At 61.0% G+C, this 18,211-nt stretch carries 20 protein-coding genes; 13 read left to right on the top strand and 7 right to left on the bottom strand.

The features are described from left to right. Nucleotides 1-160: 160 nt before the first annotated feature. The gene (locus JQR87_RS03995; RefSeq protein WP_407292339.1) at nt 161-619 is read right to left on the bottom strand and encodes a carboxymuconolactone decarboxylase family protein; all 459 of its coding nucleotides are present in this window, start codon (nt 617-619) and stop codon (nt 161-163) included. Nucleotides 620-708: 89 nt separating this feature from the next. Between JQR87_RS03995 and JQR87_RS03990 the strand changes: the two genes are divergently transcribed. Beyond that, nucleotides 709-1,518 carry a DUF6597 domain-containing transcriptional factor gene (locus JQR87_RS03990; RefSeq protein ID WP_407292341.1) on the top strand — a complete coding sequence of 270 codons (810 nt, stop codon included), beginning with the start codon at nt 709-711 and terminating at the stop codon, nt 1,516-1,518. A 16-nt stretch (nt 1,519-1,534) separates the two neighbouring features. Here the strand turns inward: JQR87_RS03990 and JQR87_RS03985 are convergent, their stop codons facing one another. After that, a complete protein-coding gene (locus JQR87_RS03985; RefSeq protein ID WP_407292343.1) occupies nt 1,535-2,092 on the bottom strand; it encodes a TetR/AcrR family transcriptional regulator in 558 nt (185 codons plus the stop codon). A gap of 80 nt (nt 2,093-2,172) precedes the next feature. Between JQR87_RS03985 and JQR87_RS03980 the strand changes: the two genes are divergently transcribed. From JQR87_RS03980 to JQR87_RS03970, 3 genes are all read left to right on the top strand, one after another. Further along, on the top strand, nt 2,173-2,802 hold the full coding sequence (locus JQR87_RS03980) for a glutathione S-transferase family protein (RefSeq protein ID WP_407292346.1): 630 nt from the start codon (nt 2,173-2,175) through the stop codon (nt 2,800-2,802). Nucleotides 2,803-2,899: 97 nt separating this feature from the next. Then, entirely contained in the window at nt 2,900-3,889 is a 990-nt protein-coding gene (locus JQR87_RS03975; protein ID WP_407292348.1) for a GlxA family transcriptional regulator, read from the top strand. A 112-nt stretch (nt 3,890-4,001) separates the two neighbouring features. Next, nucleotides 4,002-5,195 carry an MFS transporter gene (locus tag JQR87_RS03970; RefSeq protein ID WP_407292350.1) on the top strand — a complete coding sequence of 398 codons (1,194 nt, stop codon included), beginning with the start codon at nt 4,002-4,004 and terminating at the stop codon, nt 5,193-5,195. Between the two features lie 33 nt (nt 5,196-5,228). On the opposite strand, the gene JQR87_RS03965 is transcribed toward JQR87_RS03970, so the two are convergent. After that, nucleotides 5,229-5,600, bottom strand: a complete 372-nt coding sequence (locus JQR87_RS03965; RefSeq protein ID WP_407292352.1) for a VOC family protein — start codon at nt 5,598-5,600, stop codon at nt 5,229-5,231. A 287-nt stretch (nt 5,601-5,887) separates the two neighbouring features. Here JQR87_RS03965 and dksA point away from each other — a divergent pair, with 287 nt between their 5' ends. Genes dksA through JQR87_RS03950 form a run of 3 tightly spaced genes read left to right on the top strand, consistent with a single transcriptional unit; the run spans nt 5,888 to nt 8,148 of the window. Continuing rightward, a complete protein-coding gene (gene dksA, locus JQR87_RS03960) occupies nt 5,888-6,292 on the top strand; it encodes an RNA polymerase-binding protein DksA (protein WP_407292354.1) in 405 nt (134 codons plus the stop codon). 9 nt (nt 6,293-6,301) lie between these two features. After that, nucleotides 6,302-7,504 carry a zinc metallochaperone GTPase ZigA gene (gene zigA / locus JQR87_RS03955; RefSeq protein WP_407292357.1) on the top strand — a complete coding sequence of 401 codons (1,203 nt, stop codon included), beginning with the start codon at nt 6,302-6,304 and terminating at the stop codon, nt 7,502-7,504. Then, nucleotides 7,501-8,148: a DUF1826 domain-containing protein gene (locus JQR87_RS03950; protein ID WP_407292360.1), complete on the top strand. Its 648-nt coding sequence runs from the start codon at nt 7,501-7,503 to the stop codon at nt 8,146-8,148. Before zigA ends, JQR87_RS03950 begins: the two co-directional genes overlap by 4 nt. A 52-nt stretch (nt 8,149-8,200) precedes the next feature. Here JQR87_RS03950 and JQR87_RS03945 read toward each other — a convergent pair whose 3' ends face one another. Further along, nucleotides 8,201-8,530: a four-helix bundle copper-binding protein gene (locus JQR87_RS03945; RefSeq protein ID WP_407292363.1), complete on the bottom strand. Its 330-nt coding sequence runs from the start codon at nt 8,528-8,530 to the stop codon at nt 8,201-8,203. A gap of 196 nt (nt 8,531-8,726) precedes the next feature. Between JQR87_RS03945 and JQR87_RS03940 the strand changes: the two genes are divergently transcribed. The 3 genes from JQR87_RS03940 (at nt 8,727) to JQR87_RS03930 (ending at nt 11,234) form a co-directional block, all read left to right on the top strand. Beyond that, nucleotides 8,727-9,317 carry an IMPACT family protein gene (locus JQR87_RS03940; RefSeq protein ID WP_407292365.1) on the top strand — a complete coding sequence of 197 codons (591 nt, stop codon included), beginning with the start codon at nt 8,727-8,729 and terminating at the stop codon, nt 9,315-9,317. 152 nt (nt 9,318-9,469) lie between these two features. Next, nucleotides 9,470-9,754: a hypothetical protein gene (locus JQR87_RS03935; RefSeq protein ID WP_407292368.1), complete on the top strand. Its 285-nt coding sequence runs from the start codon at nt 9,470-9,472 to the stop codon at nt 9,752-9,754. A 529-nt stretch (nt 9,755-10,283) separates the two neighbouring features. After that, nucleotides 10,284-11,234 carry an adenosine deaminase gene (locus tag JQR87_RS03930; protein ID WP_407292370.1) on the top strand — a complete coding sequence of 317 codons (951 nt, stop codon included), beginning with the start codon at nt 10,284-10,286 and terminating at the stop codon, nt 11,232-11,234. A 32-nt stretch (nt 11,235-11,266) separates the two neighbouring features. Here JQR87_RS03930 and JQR87_RS03925 read toward each other — a convergent pair whose 3' ends face one another. Further along, nucleotides 11,267-12,199 carry a LysR family transcriptional regulator gene (locus JQR87_RS03925; RefSeq protein WP_407297827.1) on the bottom strand — a complete coding sequence of 311 codons (933 nt, stop codon included), beginning with the start codon at nt 12,197-12,199 and terminating at the stop codon, nt 11,267-11,269. 105 nt (nt 12,200-12,304) lie between these two features. Between JQR87_RS03925 and JQR87_RS03920 the strand changes: the two genes are divergently transcribed. Next, the gene (locus JQR87_RS03920) at nt 12,305-13,318 is read left to right on the top strand and encodes a zinc-binding alcohol dehydrogenase family protein (RefSeq protein WP_407292373.1); all 1,014 of its coding nucleotides are present in this window, start codon (nt 12,305-12,307) and stop codon (nt 13,316-13,318) included. A 16-nt stretch (nt 13,319-13,334) separates the two neighbouring features. Here JQR87_RS03920 and JQR87_RS03915 read toward each other — a convergent pair whose 3' ends face one another. Beyond that, entirely contained in the window at nt 13,335-14,534 is a 1,200-nt protein-coding gene (locus tag JQR87_RS03915) for a multidrug effflux MFS transporter (protein WP_407292376.1), read from the bottom strand. Between the two features lie 205 nt (nt 14,535-14,739). On the opposite strand from JQR87_RS03915, the gene JQR87_RS03910 reads away from it, so the two are divergent. Further along, nucleotides 14,740-15,369 (top strand): TetR family transcriptional regulator, encoded by a 630-nt coding sequence (locus JQR87_RS03910; RefSeq protein ID WP_407292379.1) that lies wholly within the window; start codon nt 14,740-14,742, stop codon nt 15,367-15,369. Between the two features lie 42 nt (nt 15,370-15,411). Here JQR87_RS03910 and JQR87_RS03905 read toward each other — a convergent pair whose 3' ends face one another. Next, nucleotides 15,412-15,603 carry a heavy-metal-associated domain-containing protein gene (locus JQR87_RS03905; RefSeq protein WP_407292381.1) on the bottom strand — a complete coding sequence of 64 codons (192 nt, stop codon included), beginning with the start codon at nt 15,601-15,603 and terminating at the stop codon, nt 15,412-15,414. Nucleotides 15,604-15,758: 155 nt separating this feature from the next. On the opposite strand from JQR87_RS03905, the gene JQR87_RS03900 reads away from it, so the two are divergent. Further along, on the top strand, nt 15,759-18,140 hold the full coding sequence (locus tag JQR87_RS03900; RefSeq protein ID WP_407292384.1) for a heavy metal translocating P-type ATPase: 2,382 nt from the start codon (nt 15,759-15,761) through the stop codon (nt 18,138-18,140). Nucleotides 18,141-18,211 lie beyond the last annotated feature (71 nt).

The following is an 18,211-nucleotide window of genomic DNA, read 5'->3' as shown; positions in this document are numbered from 1 at the left end:
TTTATAGCAAAACCGGGGCACATGAGCCGGACATGCCAATGGGCTTGCAACAATACATTTCCTATTTATCGCTCGCGCCTGAGCGGTGGATTTACGGCACGGGACAAAGAACATGCCCGTGAGCCGCTCGACCCTCAGGCCGAGCGGCGGTGTATCGGCTCTATTTTGGCTGGTAGCTACCCGGTACCGGCGCGAAGGACACCCCGAAGCGATTCCAGGCATTGATGGTCGCGATGATCAGGGTCAGGTTGGTGAGCTGGGCCTCGGTAAAATACTTGCGCACTTCGTCGAACAGGGCCTGCTCGATACCCTTTGGAAGCTGCGTATTAGCCTCGGCCCAGGCCAGCGCGGCCCGTTCGCGCTCAGTGAAAAACGGCGTTTCGCGCCAGGCACTGAGCGCATAGATACGCTGCTCGGTTTCGCCGTTTGCTCGGGCATCCTTGGTATGCATGTCGATGCAGAACGCGCAGCGATTGATCTGCGAGACGCGAATTTTCACAAGCTCCATCAACGATTTGTCGATCCCATCTTCACTGCGGCTCTGGTTCGCCAGATAGCTTTCCAGCCCTATCATGGCCTTGACCGCATCTGGCGCGGCGGCTTGGTAGTTCATGCGCATGGTGTGTCTCCTCGGTTTGGATAGGTCTAGCCTACGCAGCCGCCGAGACGCGCTATTGTAGAAATTCGACATCTTGAGCGCAGGCCACCATGTCCTCACTGCACGAGCGCCAGCCAAACATCTCCGGCTTCTTCGCCCGGCCGCCCTGCCCGGCGCTGGCCGCTTACGTGCAGCGCTTCTGGTGGCTGGAGGGAGACACGGACGCTGCATACGAGGCGCAGTTGCTGCATCCCGATGGCGGCAGCGGCCTTATCTTCAACTTCGCCGAGCCTCTGCAATTCGATGGCATCACCAACGGTGCTGCGGCACTGATCGCTGGCCCGCAACTGACGACGTGCCGCCTGCAACTCGCCGCTCGGGTAAAGCTGATGGGGGTGCGTTTTCGTCCCGGCATGGGGTCAGCCTTTTTGGGCGTGGGGTTGGATGAGCTCTCCGGTTTTCATCTCAATGACGGGCCCGCGCTGGGGCTGACGGGCTTGGGCGATGCCCTGGCAGAACTGGACCGGGACGCGCAGCAGATGTTGGTGGAGCGCGAATTGCTGGCACGTCTGAACGATGCGCAGATGCGTCGATCCCCTGTGCTCCAGTTGCTCACCCAAATCGCGGCCAACCAGGGCCGCGCGCGCCTGTCCGATCTGATACAGGCGGTCCCGCTAGGCCAACGGCAACTGGAACGTCTCTTCCGTCATCAGGTAGGGCTGACGCCCAAGCAGTTCGGCCGTATTCAGCGCGTGGCGCTGGTGCGCTGTCAATTACGGATCGGTGGGTCGCTATTGGATACGGCGCTGGCCTGCGGTTACGCCGACCAGGCTCATTTCATCCATGATTTCAAAGCAGTAGTCGGCATGACGCCGGGCCAGTATAAAAGGCGGGCCATGGCAACGGCTGAGCACCGGTGACCTGAGGTTGTGCCTGTCACCGGCCGGCAAGCAATTCATGACAATCCGACCGACACGCAGCCAGGATCTCTTCCGACAGTTCGGGTTCATCAACAGCACGAGCCAGAACCAGACCACCGATAAGCGCAACGGCCATCTGTAACGCCTGCTGTCTGTTGCTGGCTGGCGATGCTTCTTGGAGTCGAGTTACGAAACGCTGAAAAACGCTACTGTATATTTGGCGGACCTCGGGCTCCTGCCGCGTCACATCCGCAGCCATGAAAGCCAAGGGGCATGTCATGGACTGTCCGGTCGCGTGCGAAACCTGTAGGTAGCCATCCACCAGCTCGACCATGCCGCCTTCACCCAGCTCGCTGAGCCGCTCTGCTCCGGCCTTGGCTGCGTGTTGAATTGATTCGCTATAGAGCTCGGCCTTGGTTCGGAAGTAGCTATAAAACGCTCCACGCGTAAGCCCTGCATCGGCCATCAAGTCGTTGATCCCGACCTGTTCGAATCCTTCCTGAGCGAACAGTCGGGCTGCGCTTTGCAGTATTCGTTCGCGGGTTTGATCTCGCTGATCAATCGGCCATGGCATGTGGGTAGCCCATCAATATATGTTCTTGAACATAGGGTGGTTGCAAGCAGAATCCTAGCTTTCTTACCGAGAACGGTCACATGGAACTGCATATATTTGGCCCTGGTTTTAGCACGCTAGTCCGCAGCGTCAGGTTGCATTGCGAAGAGAAGGAGCTTTTTTATACCTACGGAATGGAAATCGAAGGCGTTCCTGTGAGTTGGTACAGCGAGTCGCACCTTGCGCAACACCCATTCGCAAAGGTCCCGGTGCTGCTACACGAAGAAAAGCGTGTTTTCGAAACGATCGCTATTTGCCGATACCTCGATGCTCTATTTCCTGAGCGGTGTTCAGCTGAAGACCTGAACACCCGAACTCTCATCGATCAATGGGCCAGTGCACTGGTAACTACCGTCGATGCGGCCCTTGTCAGAAACTACCTTCTGCCCATCGCTGGACCGAACCGATCTGCATTTATAGAACCCCCGATGCTGGCCAAAATGCGGATCGAGGCGGAGTCAATATTGGCAGTGCTCGAAGCGCAGCTTGGCAATCAGCCCTTCCTTTGTGGCAACCGCTTCAGCATGGCCGATGCGCTGTTGATTCCAATGCTTGATTACTTGGAGCCGATCGCTGAGCCGACGCCGTTACTAGACAGTCGACCACGCCTGTCGGACTACCTTGTCCGCATGCGAGAGCGGCCGTCCAGCGCGGTACTCCGAGGAGACTAGATCAACGCGCAAGGATGGCAGGATTCGTGGGTAGCTTGTCATTGTGACAAGCAGGGGGCCGCTGCACACTGCACCTATCTCCCCGAAGAGGTGCACCATGGACGCCACTCGCACCATTGCCTGTCTGGTTTACCCGAATGTGATGAGCCTGGATGTCACCGGCCCGATGCAGGTATTCGCGTCGGCTAACGTCGAACGCAAGCGTCAGGGCCTGCCGGCTCATTACGAGCTTCTGTTGATCGCCGAACAGCCTGGACCGTTGGCAACATCCGCAGGCATCAAGCTGGTCGCCGACGCACAGTGGTCCGGCATGGAGCCAGCCACCCTGGACACGCTACTGGTGCCGGGAGGAAGCGGCGTAGAGCTGCAGCGATGCAACGAGCCACTGCTCGACTGGCTGCGACACGCCGAACCACAGGTGCGACGCCTGGGATCAGTCTGCTCCGGCGCCCTGATTCTGGCTGCAGCCGGGTTATTCGACGGGCGCAAGGCAACCACCCACTGGGCCGATCTGCAGGCGTTGAGCGGATACCCGGATGTGGACGTACAAGGGGATCGCCTCCACACCTATGACCCAGCGGACCCAGACGCCGCACACCTGTTCAGCTCAGCCGGTGTGACGGCCGGCATCGACCTGGCCCTCGCCCTGGTGGAGACCGATCTGGGCCGGGCGCTCGCGCTATCGGTCGCTCAACGGCTTGTGATGTTTCTCCGCCGTCCCGGTGGCCAGACCCAATTCAGCCCCATGCTCGCCGCCCCTACCGGTGCCATTGCGCGCCTCGCCGCGCTGCTCGAATGGATTCCCGGTCATCTGGGTGATGACCTCTCCATCGAAGGTCTGGCCAGGCAGGCCCACATGACACCGCGCACGCTGTGCCGCCTGTTCAGCCAGGAAGTGGGCATGGGGCCGGGTCAGTACATTGAACGGGTGCGGCTCGAAGCCGCTCGCAGCCTGTTGCTGAGCGCGGAAACCTCGATCGCAACGGTGTCGCGGTTGACCGGATTCGGTCACCCCGAAAATCTCCGACGCAGCTTCCAGAAGCACCTGTCGGTGAGCCCGCGGGAGTTCTTTCAGCGTTTCGGCTGATCAGCGATTCCAGCCAAGCCCCACCTTTTCGATAACTGCAACGCTTGGTAACTGCACGCCGCGCCGAGTCAGGTAGGGCTGTGCCTGTTTTTCTCAAGAACGGAACTGCACCATGCCTCTTTTGTTCAGCAACGCTCAGGTTTTCCGCTTATTCATCGCTCAGGCGCTGTTCTGGTCATGCGCGATGACGGGCATCATCCTCACCTCTATCGTTGGCCTGCGCCTGGCGCCGTCGGCCGGACTGGCGACTTTGCCGCTCGCACTGCTGATGCTGGGCGGGCTGCTGGCCTTGCAGCCCATTGCCTGGCTCATGCAGCGGCGCGGTCGCAAGGCAGGATTCCTGTGTGGTGCCGCTGCCGGGGTTCTTGGCGGGTTGGTGAGTGCACTATCGCTCTGGCTCGACAGCTTCACCCTGCTCTGCCTCGGCGCGCTGCCCATCGGTGCCTATCAGGCATCGGCCATGTATTACCGCTTTGCCGCGCTGGAAGCTGTCAGCGACGTCTTCAAGGGCCGGGCCACGGCCTGCGTGATAGGCGGCGGCGTGGTCGCCGCGCTGATAGCGCCTTCGCTCGGCAGCGCAGCGCGCGGACTGGTCAGCACTCCCTTCACCGGGGCCTACCTGCTGATCGCCGCACTGGCAGCGCTCGGATTCATAGTGCTGGCAGGGCTGAAAACGGCTAGCGGCCCGACCACCTTGTCGTCCAGCCCATCGGCCGTGTCCTGGCTAGCGCTTCTCGCCAGGCCCACCGTCAGAGCCGCGGTACTCACCACCGCAGCCGGGCACGGACTGATGGTGCTGGTGATGAACGCAACCCCGCTGGCAATGCATGGCGAAGGCCTGGGTCTGCATGCCAGCGGCCAAGTGATCCAGTGGCACATGCTCGGCATGTTTCTGCCCGCGTTCATTGCCGGGCCGCTGGTGGACAAGCTGGGCAGTCGACTGGTCGCCTGTAGCGGCGGTGGGCTATTGATCACCAGCGCCATGGTCGCACTGCTCGGCGTCAGTCACTGGCACTTCATGATCAGCAGCTGCCTGCTCGGTATCGGCTGGAACCTGATGCTGGTCGCCGGCACCGCTCAGCTCGGCCAGGGACATGCGCCGGATGAGCGAGCACAGGCGCAGAGTCTGATGGAGCTGAGTAATGGCAGTGTCGCTGCGGTGATGTCCTTCGCATCCGGCGCGCTGATCGCCCAGGCGGGATGGAATGCCGTGAATATCGGGTTGTTGCCGATCGTGACGCTAGTGGTATTGGTGCAGATCAGCGAGGGCTATCGGCAGCGGCAGCCAGCTGAAAGGAGCCAGTAGCTGCACAATTCCGAAGCCCAGGAATCGGGCCACTTAGCTATCGCCGATATCTTCACCGAACATGATCCGATGCCCCTCGGGCGTCGAAACACCAAACTCGCGAATGCCCCATGGCTTGTCGGATAAAGGCTGGAAAATGATCGCTCCGCGCTGCTGGTAGCGCGCGTAGAGATCATCGATGCCAGTGCAATTAACATAGGCGAAGTAGGAATGCCCCTGGGTATCGCGTGCCGGCATTTCATCGGGACAATCGCCCAGCATCACATGAAATTCCCCCAGGCTGAGGAACGACCATCCGTCCACACGAAACCGGACGGTAAAGCCAAGCACATCGAGAAAGTACTGTTCTGCTAACGCCATGTCCGTGACCGCTAGGACATGCTGAGTCGCTTTCACTGTGAACATAGCCGTCTCCCCATCGTGATCTCCACAGTCGTATCGACGTCAGCCGGCGTCGATCATGGTTGAGCCTCCCTAGTGGGGGCGCGGCGGTTTGCTCAGGCCCGGTCTCGATGATGCCTGGCCCCGGTGCCATGCAGCTACCGAGCCTGAGTACATCCCTCGCCATACCGAGGCCGGTGCAGCGAATCGTTATGAACGCACGCTTTGCGGGCACTAAACCCAAGCAGTGTTGCGCCTTGCCTTAGATGTTATGTTATAACACTATAACCTAGCTCACTGCGTACCGCCCCATGACCGAAGCCGAACTACTGGCACAACCTGCCGACGCCTACATGAACGAGGCGCAACAATCCTTCTTTCGCGAATTGCTTCTCCGCCAGCGCGCCGAGCTACAGGCACGCATCGCTGAGGAACTTCAGCAGTTGCGGGAGCAGGAGCCCAGCAGCGATCCCTCCGATGTTGGCACTGCCGAAGAGCAGCGCCAGTGGCAGCTACGTCTGCTGGAGCGGGAAAAGAAGCTGCTCGACAAGATCGACGACTCGCTCGACAGCCTCGCTCACGGTGAATACGGCTGGTGTGCCGAAACCGGCGAGCCAATCGGGCTGAAGCGCTTGCTGCTGCGGCCCACGACCACGCTAAGCATCGAAGCCAAAGAGCGCCAGGAACAGCGCGAAAAACATCAACGAACTGCCTGAGAGACCGCCATGAACCGCCTCCCCGTTACCGTGCTGTCCGGCTTTCTTGGTGCCGGCAAGAGCACGCTGCTCAACCACATCCTGAAGAATCGCGAAGGCCGCCGAGTCGCAGTGATCGTCAACGACATGAGCGAAATCAACATCGATGGCGGTGAGGTTCAGCGCGATGTGACCCTCAAACGCGCCGAAGAGAAACTCGTCGAGTTGAGCAACGGCTGTATCTGTTGCACCTTGCGTGAGGACCTGCTCGATGAGGTCGGCAAGCTGGCTAAAGAAAACCGATTCGATTACCTGCTGATCGAATCCACTGGTATCTCCGAGCCACTACCTGTCGCCGAAACCTTCACCTTTCGCGACGAAAACGGCCAGAGTCTCGCCGATTTGGCGCGGCTGGACACCATGGTCACGGTGGTCGATGGAGTGAATTTCCTGCGCGACTTTCATGAGGCGGACAGCCTGGCGAGCCGTGGCGAAACCCTGGGTGAAGAGGACGAGCGCTCCATCACCGAGTTGTTGATCGAGCAGGTGGAGTTCGCTGACGTCATCCTCATCAGCAAGATCGACTTGATTTCGACTGCCGAGCGCGAAGAACTCATCGCCATTCTGGGTCGCTTGAATACCCATGCGGATATCCTGCCGATGAGCATGGGAGATGTGCCATTGGCGAAGATCCTCGATACGGGTCGCTTCGATTTTGCGCGCGCTGCCCAGGCACCGGGTTGGCTCAAGGAGATGCGCGGCGAACACGTACCTGAAACCGAGGAATACGGCATTGCGTCCATGGCCTACCAGGCCCGTCGGCCATTCCACCCGCAACGGTTTCACGACTTCCTCAATCGCGAATGGACCAATGGACGCCTGCTGCGCTCCAAGGGCTACTTCTGGCTGGCGAGCCGCCCGCAGGAAGCCGGTAGCTGGTCACAGGCGGGCGGGTTGATGCGCTACGACTACGCCGGCCGCTGGTGGCGCTTCACCCCCGATTCGCAATGGCCAGAGGACGAGGCGTCGCGCATTGCGATCCGCCAGAAGTGGGACGAGGACTGTGGCGACTGTCGGCAGGAACTGGTTTTCATCGGCCAGAACATCGACTTCGCCCAGCTGCGCGCCGATCTGAACAGCTGCCTGCTCAGTGATCCGGAGTGGAATCTCGGCCCGGCGCATTGGTTGCGCATGCCGGACCCTTTTGGCCCCTGGCATCAGGACGTCGCATGAGATTGGCGTTCCCAGCGGTCACGGCCACCCCACGACAGGCACTCGGCACAACACCAGCGGTGTTGAGCGACGCGCTCAGGTACGGCGTCAACCTGTCAGTCTGGCAGCGCCAACTGTCGCCTTTTATAGCCGGCTTCGCCCAGTCGCTTCTGGCGCTGGGCCAGCCCTTGGCGGAATCACTGACCATCGAGCCCGACGCTGACGGGGAGATACAACCGCTTGCCCTGGCAACCGCCTACCGGCACATCGACGGTCATGCCGACTTCATGGTCGACGTCGCCTGGCTGGTACGTGCGTTTAGCTGTCTTCTCGAAGCGCGCCGCATCGGTCTACGTTTACGCATCCTGGACAAGGCCATGTGCCCACGCTTCCACGTCGATCATGTGCCACTGCGGCTGATCACCACCTATGCCGGGGCCGGTAGCGAGTGGCTGAGCGAAGACGTGATGCCTCGCCATCGCCTGGGTGATCCGGCCTACGAGCCAACGAATTCATCGGACATCGAGCAGCTCATGGCTGGAGAGGTCGCGCTGTTCAAAGGAGAAAAGTGGCCGGGGAACGAGGGAACCGGAATCATTCACCGTTCACCGCAAGTGGCACCCGGCGAGCGCAGACTGATCCTGACGCTGGATTGGCTGGCCTGAAAAGGGCCGACAGCGGTAGCTATCAGACCCTTTGGGTCTTGCGAAACGCCGATCACGCAGCCATCTTCTCGCATTCTTCGGCGCACGTGCGGCACGCTTCGGCACAGGCCTGGCAGTGGTCCATCTGGTGCTTGGCACATTCTTCGGCGCATTCGCGGCAGACCTGAGCACAGATACGGCACATCTCCTTGGCCAGTTTGCTGTCGCGAGTCATCAGCGTGGCGGCAAGGGCACACAGGTCGGCGCAATCGCGGTCGAGTTCGATGCAGCGGGCCATCATTTTCACGTCATCTTCGCGCAGGCAGGACGCCGCACAGGTTTCGCATACGATCGCGCAGTTGGAGCAGGCCTGGATGCATGCCTCGTATTTGGAATTGAGCATTTGTTTCCTCCAGTTCGATGTTCGTGAATGGGACGTACCTACCGACCCTTCTTGAAGTTCGTGCCATGCACGTGCGTCAAAGTTCAGCCTGACCGCTAAATGGTCTTGTCACTTCTGTCGCGTGCGGCAGCTTGCGCCCCCGCCGGCTTCCGTCCCGTTACAATCCCGTTCCTTCCCTTTTCAGCCCTTTGTTCTGATGACCTTTACCCTTGCCGCCCCTTGCGACCACCAGGAAATCATCCGCAAGAGCCGCTTCCTGGCCAAGGCTGCGCCAGCGTCCAGCCCTGAAGAGGCTCAGACGTTCATCCAGGCAGTGAGCGATCCAAGCGCCACGCACAACTGCTGGGCCTGGAAGATCGGCACTCACTATCGATTCAGCGACGACGGCGAACCCGGCGGGACAGCCGGCCGACCTATGCTGACCGCAATCGAAGGCCAGGACTGCGATCAAGTCGTCGTAGTGGTGATTCGTTGGTTCGGCGGCATCCAGCTGGGCACGGGCGGCCTGGCGCGTGCCTATGGCGGCTCGGCGGCCAAGTGCTTGCAAGCCGGCCAGCGCGTCGAACTGGTCTCCAGGGTTCGTTGCCGTTGCCATTGCCGCTTCGCCGAACTGGCACTGCTTAAGGCACGACTGAACGAGTACGAGGCGTTCATCGAGCGCGAAACCTTCGATGCGGAGGGTGCCGAGCTGCTGCTCGCTTTGCCCGCAGCGCACCAGTCGCGCTTGCAGCAACTGCTGGCTGACATCAGCCGCGGCCGCTCCGAACTTCGTCCTCTCGACGCCTGAGCGCTTCCCTGGTTGAACTGCACGTTGCCAACGAAGTCCCTATTACAGCGGCACTTGCCGTTGGGTAAGCGCGCTTGCCGCGCAACATGCCCCAACACATATGAGTGGAAGTGCCGAGACATGCATTCCGCTGCGAAAGAGGAGTCTGATGAATGAAAAGCAAATATAAGTGGCTGATCCCCGGCGCCGTGCTGCTCACAACCTTAGGAATGGCCGGTTGCGATGTTGAGAAAACCGAAGAAGGCTCGCTCCCTGACGTAGAAGTCGAAGGCGGCAACATGCCCGAATACGACGTTGATTCGCCAGAAGTGGATGTAGGCACCAAGGAAAAAACCGTCACCGTGCCTGACGTCGACGTGACCATGCCTGACGACGATGAGACAGAGGTCGTCGAACCAGTAGAGCCGCGCGCACCGGCGCCTGCTCAGCAAAACTGATTGGTCGACAATCAAGGCGCGCACCATACCGGCGCGCCTATGCTCAAAGCCGCGCTTGCTTCAGCCAAACGCGGCTTTTTTGTGCCGCCAGGTTTTCCACCGTTCGTGTGCATTAAGCTGTGGATAACAACGGGAATAAATCGGCAACGTCACTGCTGGCGCGGCCTTTCAGGAGTCGCTCAGTTTTTAACCGAATCGCCGTAATGCGCGACAAGCGCAGCTGAAAGCATTGATTTTCAAACGATTTTCTTCTCGCGAAGCCTACCTCGAGCGCGATTCCAAATAGCCATCACCTGGCCCTTAGTTTATCCGCGTATGACGTGGACAAGATTGTGGATAACCTTTGGGCTGTCGGCGCTCGACCGCGCCTGGCCTCGCTTGCGCTAAGTTGCCTGTTTTTTGCACAACCGGTCAGCCTATTGACTGCTAGGAGACGCTCAGCCCTGTGCTCGGTGCGCTCGACTTATCTGACCTTGGGGTCAAGTCACCCATCATGATTAAATGTGCTTTTTCTGGACGGGGGTTTCTTATGTACGACTGGCTCAACGCCTTGCCTAAAGCCGAGCTTCACCTGCATCTCGAAGGCTCCCTCGAACCTGAACTGATGTTCCGCCTGGCTGAACGCAACAAGATCGCTCTCCCCTGGGATGACGTCGACGCGCTGCGCAGCGCCTACAACTTCGGCAACCTCCAGGAGTTTCTCGACCTTTATTACGCCGGTGCCGACGTGCTGCGCACCGAGCAGGACTTTTACGATCTCACCTGGGCGTACCTGCAGAAGTGCGAAGCGCAGAACGTCGTACACACCGAACCCTTCTACGATCCACAGACCCACACTGATCGCGGCATCCCGTTCGAGGTCGCCATGCGTGGCATCAGCGGTGCGCTGGCTGACGGCCGCGAGCTGCTCGGCATCAGTAGCGGGCTGATTCTCAGCTTTCTGCGGCACTTGCCCGAAGAAGCAGCCTTCAAGACGCTGGAACAGGCGATGCCGTTCCGCGACGCTTTCTTTGCAGTCGGCCTGGACAGTTCCGAAATGGGTCACCCACCGAGCAAGTTCGAGCGTGTGTTCGCCAAGGCGCGAGCTGAGGGCTTCCTCGCCGTGGCGCATGCCGGTGAAGAGGGTCCGCCGGAGTACATCTGGGAAGCGCTGGACCTGCTCAAGGTCAGCCGCATCGACCACGGCGTGCGCGCGTCCGAAGACCCCAAGCTGATCGAGCGGCTGATGGACGAGCAGATTCCGCTCACCGTCTGCCCTCTGTCCAACACCAAGCTCTGCGTGTTCGATGACATGAGCCAGCACAACATCCTGCAGATGCTCGAACAGGGCGTGAAGGTTACGGTGAATTCTGACGACCCAGCCTATTTCGGCGGCTATGTGACCGAGAATTTCATGGCACTGCATGAAAGCCTGGGTATGACCGAGGATCAGGCGCGACGCCTGGCACAGAACAGCCTTGACGCCCGTCTAGCCAAGTGAGGGATGAGCCGGGCCGCCAATTACGGCCCGGCTCAGTGCTCATAGCCATGCCGATAAAAAGGCGCCTGCTCGAGCAACACGCGGCACCGCTCGCTCAAATGCTCACGCAGCAAACGCAGGGTATCGCCCAGGTGAGCCCGGTGCGCGCAGATCAGGTTCAGCGGTGCCGCTTCGCCCAGTAACTCTGGCAGCAGTACGACCAACCGCTCGGCCTGCACGTCATGCGCGACGTCCAGCCAAGACTTGTACACCACTCCTCGCCCCGCCAACGCCCAGCGACGCACCACGTCAGCGTCGTCACTGATGCGATCACCCTTGACCATCTGTTCCAGCACGCGTCTCCCATCATGGAAGCACCAACGCTCGTGCACCCGTCCCGCGAGCATGTAGCGCAGACAGTTGTGCCCCGCGAGTTCGGCCAGCGAGGCCGGTGCCCCATGCGTCGCGATGTAGCTTGGCGCCGCGCACAGCACGCGTCGATTGGCAGCGGCGACGGGCAGCGCCACCAGGCTCGAATCCTCCGGTTGGCCGTAGCGCAGGGCGATGTCCACCGGTTGCCTGAACAGATCGGCGTTGCGGTCTGCCAATAGCAGTCGAAGGCTCAACAACGGGTGCTGTAGCTGGAACTCGTCGAGCCAGGGCAGCAGAACGTTGCGGCCAAAGTCCGATGGAACCGACAGCTGTAACGGACCGCTTATGGTCGCTTTACCGCCGGCAAGCAGTTGCTGGCCCTCGAGCAGGCTTTGCAGGGCAGATCGCGCATGTGGGAGATACTGCTCGCCCTCGCCTGTCAGCCGCAGGCTGCGTGTGGAGCGCACCAGCAGCCGACAACCCAGACCCGCCTCCAGTCGCTTTAACGCCGCGCTTGCCACGGCGGGTGATAGCTCCAACTGCCGGGCCGCGGCGGACAAGCTGCCTAATTCTGCGGTCAGAACAAACACCTGCAGATCATCTGTGCGCAGCATTTTCAATAATCCGTTGAAATAGCCTCCGCGCAATATGCGGTTTTTCTTCAGGAAGTGAAAGCCGAACATGGTCGCCACCCACTTATCCCTATTAAGGAGAACTTCATGAAAGCCATCGGCTACCAAGAGTCGCTATCCGTAGATGATCCAGATTCGCTACTCGACATCGACCTGCCTGATCCGACGCCCGGTCCGCACGATTTGCTGGTTGAGGTGCGCGCCATTTCGGTGAACCCGGTCGACACCAAGATTCGCATGCGTGTACAGCCTGAGGCCGGCCAGTATCAGGTGCTCGGCTGGGATGCCGCCGGTGTGGTTCGCTCGGTGGGCAGAGACGTCACCTTGTTCAAGCCCGGCGATGAAGTGTTCTATGCCGGGGCGCTGAACCGGCCCGGTGCCAACAGCGAATTGCATCTGGTCGATGAGCGCATCGTGGGTCGCAAGCCAGCCACACTCGGCTTTGCGGACGCCGCGGCCTTGCCCCTGACCTCGATCACAGCGTGGGAGCTGTTGTTCGAGCGCCTACAGATCAATGAAGGACCGGAAGACCGGGACCAGCGACTGCTGATTGTCGGCGCAGCAGGCGGCGTCGGCTCGATCCTGACCCAACTGGCGCGACAGCTCACCGGACTCAAGGTCATCGGTACCGCCTCCCGCAGCGGCACCCAGGCCTGGGTAAGTGAGCTGGGCGCTCACGTGGTGATCGATCACAGCCAGCCACTGGCCGCCGAGCTGCAACGTCAGGGCATCGCCGACGTCACGCACGTCGCCAGCCTGACCCACACCGACGCGCATTTGCCGCAAATTGTCGAAGCGCTGCAGCCGCAGGGTCGCCTGGCGCTGATCGACGACCCGGCGAGCCTCGATATCAGCCTGCTCAAGCGCAAAAGCCTGTCGCTGCACTGGGAGTTCATGTACACCCGCTCGCTGTTCCAGACGCCGGACATGATTGAACAACACAGGTTGCTCAACCGTGTAGCGGAGCTGATCGACAGCGGCGTGCTCAAGACCACCCTGGGCGAGCACTACGGCACCATCAACGCCGAAAACCTGCGCCGCGCGCATGCCTTCATCGAAAGCGGCAGAGCCAAAGGAAAGATCGTTCTCGAAGGATTCTGATACGCAACGCGCCGCCTCAGGACGAGGCGGTACCGTCGCTACGCTCAGACACAGCGCGCTGGCCTGTGTACCAGGCCAGGCATGCTGCCAAACCTGCACAAACGGTAATGGCCAAGGCCATCGGCACCGCTGTGCCATTGTGCATCCAACCCACCGCTGCCGATGCAAAGGCAGCGACACAGAATTGCATGCTGCCCATCAATGCTGACGCCAGCCCTGCCTGTTTGCCCTGCTTCGCCATGGCACAGGCAGTCGCATTGGGAATGATGCTGCCAAGGCTCGCCAGACCGGCAAACAACGGAATCAGCAACGGCCACAGCGCATCTGGCTTGCTCAACGCGATCAAGAGCAACGCCGCGCCGCAAGCGAAATAGAACCAGACAACGCGACGCAACCAGAAACCCGGACCGCGCAGACGCAACAGCCGCGTATTGATTTGCGAAACGAGGATGAACCCAGCCGCATTGCTGCCGAACAGCCAGCCATAGTGTTCGGCCGGTACGCCGTAGAGCTCGATGAAGACGAAAGGCGAGCCGGCGATATAGGCGAACATACCGGCCATCGCCACGCCGCCGGCAAGTGCGAAGGCGATGAATTCGCCATCACGAAACAAGGCGACGTAGCGGCCGAAGGTTCCGCTCAGCGCATGTTTTGGCGCATCGGCAGGAAGGGTCTCCGGCAGCCGCAGCGCGACCGCAATGCCGCACAGTGCGCTGAAGATCGTCAACGAGACGAAGATCGATTGCCAGCCGAAGGCGCTCATCAGCAACCCACCGGCCAGCGGCGCGAGAATTGGCGCCAGCCCCATGACCAGCATCAACTGAGAAAAGACTTTTGCCCCCTGTACCGGATCACAGCTGTCACGCACCACCGCACGCGTCAGCACGATCCCTGCGCAGCCCCCCAGCGCCTGGACGAAACGTGCCGCAATCAGCCAATCCAGCGACGGCGCGAACGCGCACGCCAGCGATGCCAGGGTAAACAGCGCTACGCCCGCCAGCAGCGGCCCGCGTCGCCCATACCGATCCGCCAGGGGCCCGTAGACCAGCTGACCGAGGGCCAGACCAATAAAGTAAACAGCCAGTGACAGTTGAACGTGTTCCACATCTGTGGCAAAAGCGCGCGCCATTGTCGGGAATGCAGGCAGATAAAAATCAATGGCCAAGGGGCCGAAGGCGCTAAGAGCGCCCAGGATGAGCACAATCTGAAGGGGCATGAGCAGAACTCGCGAGGCGGACAAAGCCGATGCGTCGATCCGCAGCGAAGCCGCGGCCGAGATCGATCATTTACATAGTAGGTGAGATGCTGTTACATACACAGACGATTGTAAATGACCAAGTTGTAGAAGTTGAAGGACGAATTCCGCAAAGCCCGCCGCCAAGGCCTTATCCAATGCAGCGTACGGCTGCCGTAGCTCTCACATGCGAAGAACCAAAGAAGACGCCGAAAAGACCCGTGTAGCGCTGCTCGCTTCAGCCGAACGACTGTTTCTGGACAAGGGTGTCGCGCATACCAGCCTGGATCAGATTGCTCGCGACGCTGGCGTGACCCGCGGTGCCGTTTACTGGCACTTTCAGAACAAGGCACATCTGTTTCATGAAATGCTCAACCAGGTTCGCCTGCCGCCGGAGCAAATGGCCGAGCGCCTCTGCAGCTCCACCCAGCAACAGCCCTTGAAGGCCCTGCATGATTTATGTATCGAGGGCATCAGTGCGCTGGGCCGGGACGAGCAGAAGCGCCGTGTTATGACGATCCTTCTCCATCGTTGCGAATTCACTGACGAACTGCGCGAAGCGGAAGAACGTCACCAGACGTTCATCAATCTGTTCATCGAGCTGTGCGAAAAACTGCTGGAACGTGCCGCCGATAGCCTTTATCCAGGCATCACCCCGCGGCTGGCCGCGCGCACCTTGCACGCCCTGATCGTCGGCCTGTTCAGCGACTGGACCCGCGACCCCACGCTGTTCGATCCGGAACAGGACTGCGCCGCCCTGATCGAGCCGGTGTTCCGTGGCCTGGTCAGGGACTGGGATCGTTCCGTCGCACTCTGACACCTGCATAGCGCGCGGCAGCGCTCGCTGCCGCCTGCTGCCTCACTGAACCTGATAGCCCTCTTCCTCGATTGCCTCGCGGACCGTTGCTTCGTCTAGCTTGCTCTCCACTTGCACCACACCTGACTCAAGATCGATATCAACTTTGGCATCGCCGTCCTTCGACTGGATAGCCTGGGTCACGGCGCGCTCGCAATGGCCGCACGTCATACCTGTCACATTGAAAGTCTGCATTGAAAGTCTCCTCTGGGTTTGAACCTCGGACATCATGCTCAACCTTGCCACACAGGAAAGGTCAACAGTCTGACTGCGACACTCTGTTGCTCGACTTGACCTTGCCATGAGGTGAAGGTCGAACATCAGCGTATCTGCCATTTAGGGAGCGAAACATGTCCAGCGCAACCTACACCCTGCCGATTACCGGCATGACCTGCGCCAGCTGCGCCGGGCGGGTCGAACGCGCCTTGTTGAAAGTCCCGGGGGTCGATACCGCTGCGGTGAACCTCGCCGCCGAGCAGGTGCGAGTGGACGCCAGCGGTGCCGATCTGGCCGGGTTGGTACAGGCCGTCGAGAGAGCCGGTTATGGCGTGCCGGTACAGACGCTGGAATTGAGCATCGAAGGCATGACCTGCGCCAGCTGCGTCGGCCGTGTCGAGCGAGCGCTGTTGAAGGTGCCGGGCGTACGCAGCGCGTCGGTGAATTTGGCCAACGAACGCGCCCGTATCGAGGTGCTCGGCGCGGTCGATTCGTCGGTACTGGTCGCAGCAGTGCAAGCCGCTGGTTACCAAGCCCAAGCCAGCAGCGACGCAGATCCCTCCGTTGACCGCAGCGAGCGCCGCCTTCGCCATGAGCGCTGGGCGGTGATGGCTGCGTTGTTGCTGGCTGCGCCGCTGGTGATGCCAATGGTTGGCGATCTGCTTGGCCAGCACTGGATGCTTCCGCCATGGATGCAGTTCCTGCTCGCCACGCCTGTGCAGTTCATTCTGGGTGCGCGCTTTTACGTGGCCGGCTGGAAGGCCGTGCGTGCCGGCGCCGGCAATATGGACCTGCTGGTGGCGATCGGCACGAGCGCCGGTTATGGCCTGAGCCTTTATCAATGGTGGATTGCAGCGCCGGGAACCATGCCGCATTTGTATTTCGAAGCGTCCGCCGTGGTGATCGCCCTCGTCCTCTTGGGCAAATACCTGGAAAGCCGTGCCAAGCGGCAGACCAGCGCCGCAATCCGCGCCCTCGAAGCGCTCCGGCCGGATCGGGCCGTGCGCGTTGTCGACGGCCAGGAAGAGGATGTCGCCATCGCTGCGCTGCGGCTGGGCGACCTGGTGCTGGTCAAGCCCGGCGAACGCTTTCCGGTGGATGGCGAAGTGGTAGAAGGCGAGAGCCAGGCCGACGAAGCCCTGATCAGTGGCGAGAGCCTGCCGGTCGCCAAAGCGCCCGGAGACCGTATCACCGGCGGTGCCATCAACGGCGAAGGCCGATTGCTGGTGCGGACCACTGCACTGGGTGGCGAAACGGTGCTGGCGCGCATCATTCGTTTGGTCGAAGACGCCCAGGCCGCCAAGGCTCCCATTCAGAAACTGGTGGACAGGGTCAGCCAGATATTCGTCCCGGCGGTGCTGGTCATCGCCCTGCTGACCCTCGCAGGTTGGCTGTTTGCGGGCGCCCCGGTCGAGGTTGCACTAATAAACGCGGTTGCTGTGCTGGTCATCGCCTGCCCCTGTGCGTTGGGTCTTGCAACCCCTGCTGCGATCATGGCCGGCACCGGCGTGGCCGCACGTCACGGCATCCTGATCAAGGACGCCGAGGCGCTGGAAGTGGCCCATGCCGTGACCGCAGTCGCATTCGACAAGACCGGCACCCTGACTTCGGGCCAGCCGCGTATCGTCCACCTCCACGCAATCGACGGAGACGAAGCGACGCTGCTGCGTCAGGCCGGCGCATTGCAGCGCGGCAGCGAGCACCCGCTCGCGCGTGCCGTGCTACAGCACTGCGAAGAGCTGAACCTCACCATCACAGACGTGACACGCAGCCAATCGTTGACCGGGCGCGGCATCGCCGGCGACATCGAAGACCGTTCGCTCGCATTGGGCAACCGTCGGCTACTGGATGACAGCGGACTGCAACCGGGTGACCTGGCGGAAAAAGCCGAAGCCTGGGAACACGAAGGCCGCACCCTCTCCTGGCTGATCGAGACCTCGCCCCAGCCTCGCGTGCTCGGCCTGTTCGCCTTTGGTGACAGCCTCAAGGATGGTGCAGCCGAAGCCGTTGCAGACTTGAACGCACGACATATCCGCAGCCACCTGATCACGGGCGACAACCGCGGCAGTGCCCGCGTGGTCGCCAAAGCGCTGCACATCGACAGCGTGCATGCCGAAGTGCTGCCCGCGGACAAGGCCGCCACCGTTGCCGAACTGAAAAAGAACGGTGCGGTGGTGGCCATGGTCGGCGACGGCATCAACGATGCGCCAGCGCTCGCCGCTGCTGATGTAGGCATCGCAATGGGCGGTGGCACCGACGTGGCGATGCACGCCGCAGGTATTACGCTGATGCGCGGCGACCCGCGCCTGGTGCCCGCAGCGCTGGAAATCAGCCGCCGCACCTATCGCAAGATCCAGCAGAACCTGTTCTGGGCATTCATTTACAACCTCGTAGGCATCCCGCTGGCGGCCTTGGGCTTTCTCAGCCCGGTCGTTGCCGGTGCGGCAATGGCGCTGTCGAGCGTCAGCGTGGTCAGCAACGCGCTGTTGCTCAAGCGTTGGAAACCACACGAATGACCAGTGCACCCTGCGACTGAGCAAAGCGGCGCTCGCAACCGCTGGGCACAAGACTTCAACCCGATACCTAG

It is taken from the genome of Stutzerimonas stutzeri (genome assembly GCF_051028275.1).
Classification (GTDB): Bacteria; Pseudomonadota; Gammaproteobacteria; order Pseudomonadales; family Pseudomonadaceae; genus Stutzerimonas; species Stutzerimonas stutzeri_AS.
This window is presented reverse-complemented; position numbering and strand designations above follow the sequence as displayed.

Bases quoted from the DNA above. Each gene is read 5' to 3' on its own strand.
- JQR87_RS03995 (WP_407292339.1), bottom strand. From the start codon at position 619: ATGCGCATGAACTACCAAGCCGCCGCGCCAGATGCGGTCAAGGCCATG.
- JQR87_RS03990 (WP_407292341.1), top strand. From the start codon at position 709: ATGTCCTCACTGCACGAGCGCCAGCCAAACATCTCCGGCTTCTTCGCC.
- JQR87_RS03985 (WP_407292343.1), bottom strand. From the start codon at position 2,092: ATGCCATGGCCGATTGATCAGCGAGATCAAACCCGCGAACGAATACTG.
- JQR87_RS03980 (WP_407292346.1), top strand. From the start codon at position 2,173: ATGGAACTGCATATATTTGGCCCTGGTTTTAGCACGCTAGTCCGCAGC.
- JQR87_RS03975 (WP_407292348.1), top strand. From the start codon at position 2,900: ATGGACGCCACTCGCACCATTGCCTGTCTGGTTTACCCGAATGTGATG.
- JQR87_RS03970 (WP_407292350.1), top strand. From the start codon at position 4,002: ATGCCTCTTTTGTTCAGCAACGCTCAGGTTTTCCGCTTATTCATCGCT.
- JQR87_RS03965 (WP_407292352.1), bottom strand. From the start codon at position 5,600: ATGTTCACAGTGAAAGCGACTCAGCATGTCCTAGCGGTCACGGACATG.
- dksA (WP_407292354.1), top strand. From the start codon at position 5,888: ATGACCGAAGCCGAACTACTGGCACAACCTGCCGACGCCTACATGAAC.
- zigA (WP_407292357.1), top strand. From the start codon at position 6,302: ATGAACCGCCTCCCCGTTACCGTGCTGTCCGGCTTTCTTGGTGCCGGC.
- JQR87_RS03950 (WP_407292360.1), top strand. From the start codon at position 7,501: ATGAGATTGGCGTTCCCAGCGGTCACGGCCACCCCACGACAGGCACTC.
- JQR87_RS03945 (WP_407292363.1), bottom strand. From the start codon at position 8,530: ATGCTCAATTCCAAATACGAGGCATGCATCCAGGCCTGCTCCAACTGC.
- JQR87_RS03940 (WP_407292365.1), top strand. From the start codon at position 8,727: ATGACCTTTACCCTTGCCGCCCCTTGCGACCACCAGGAAATCATCCGC.
- JQR87_RS03935 (WP_407292368.1), top strand. From the start codon at position 9,470: ATGAAAAGCAAATATAAGTGGCTGATCCCCGGCGCCGTGCTGCTCACA.
- JQR87_RS03930 (WP_407292370.1), top strand. From the start codon at position 10,284: ATGTACGACTGGCTCAACGCCTTGCCTAAAGCCGAGCTTCACCTGCAT.
- JQR87_RS03925 (WP_407297827.1), bottom strand. From the start codon at position 12,199: ATGCTGCGCACAGATGATCTGCAGGTGTTTGTTCTGACCGCAGAATTA.
- JQR87_RS03920 (WP_407292373.1), top strand. From the start codon at position 12,305: ATGAAAGCCATCGGCTACCAAGAGTCGCTATCCGTAGATGATCCAGAT.
- JQR87_RS03915 (WP_407292376.1), bottom strand. From the start codon at position 14,534: ATGCCCCTTCAGATTGTGCTCATCCTGGGCGCTCTTAGCGCCTTCGGC.
- JQR87_RS03910 (WP_407292379.1), top strand. From the start codon at position 14,740: ATGCGAAGAACCAAAGAAGACGCCGAAAAGACCCGTGTAGCGCTGCTC.
- JQR87_RS03905 (WP_407292381.1), bottom strand. From the start codon at position 15,603: ATGCAGACTTTCAATGTGACAGGTATGACGTGCGGCCATTGCGAGCGC.
- JQR87_RS03900 (WP_407292384.1), top strand. From the start codon at position 15,759: ATGTCCAGCGCAACCTACACCCTGCCGATTACCGGCATGACCTGCGCC.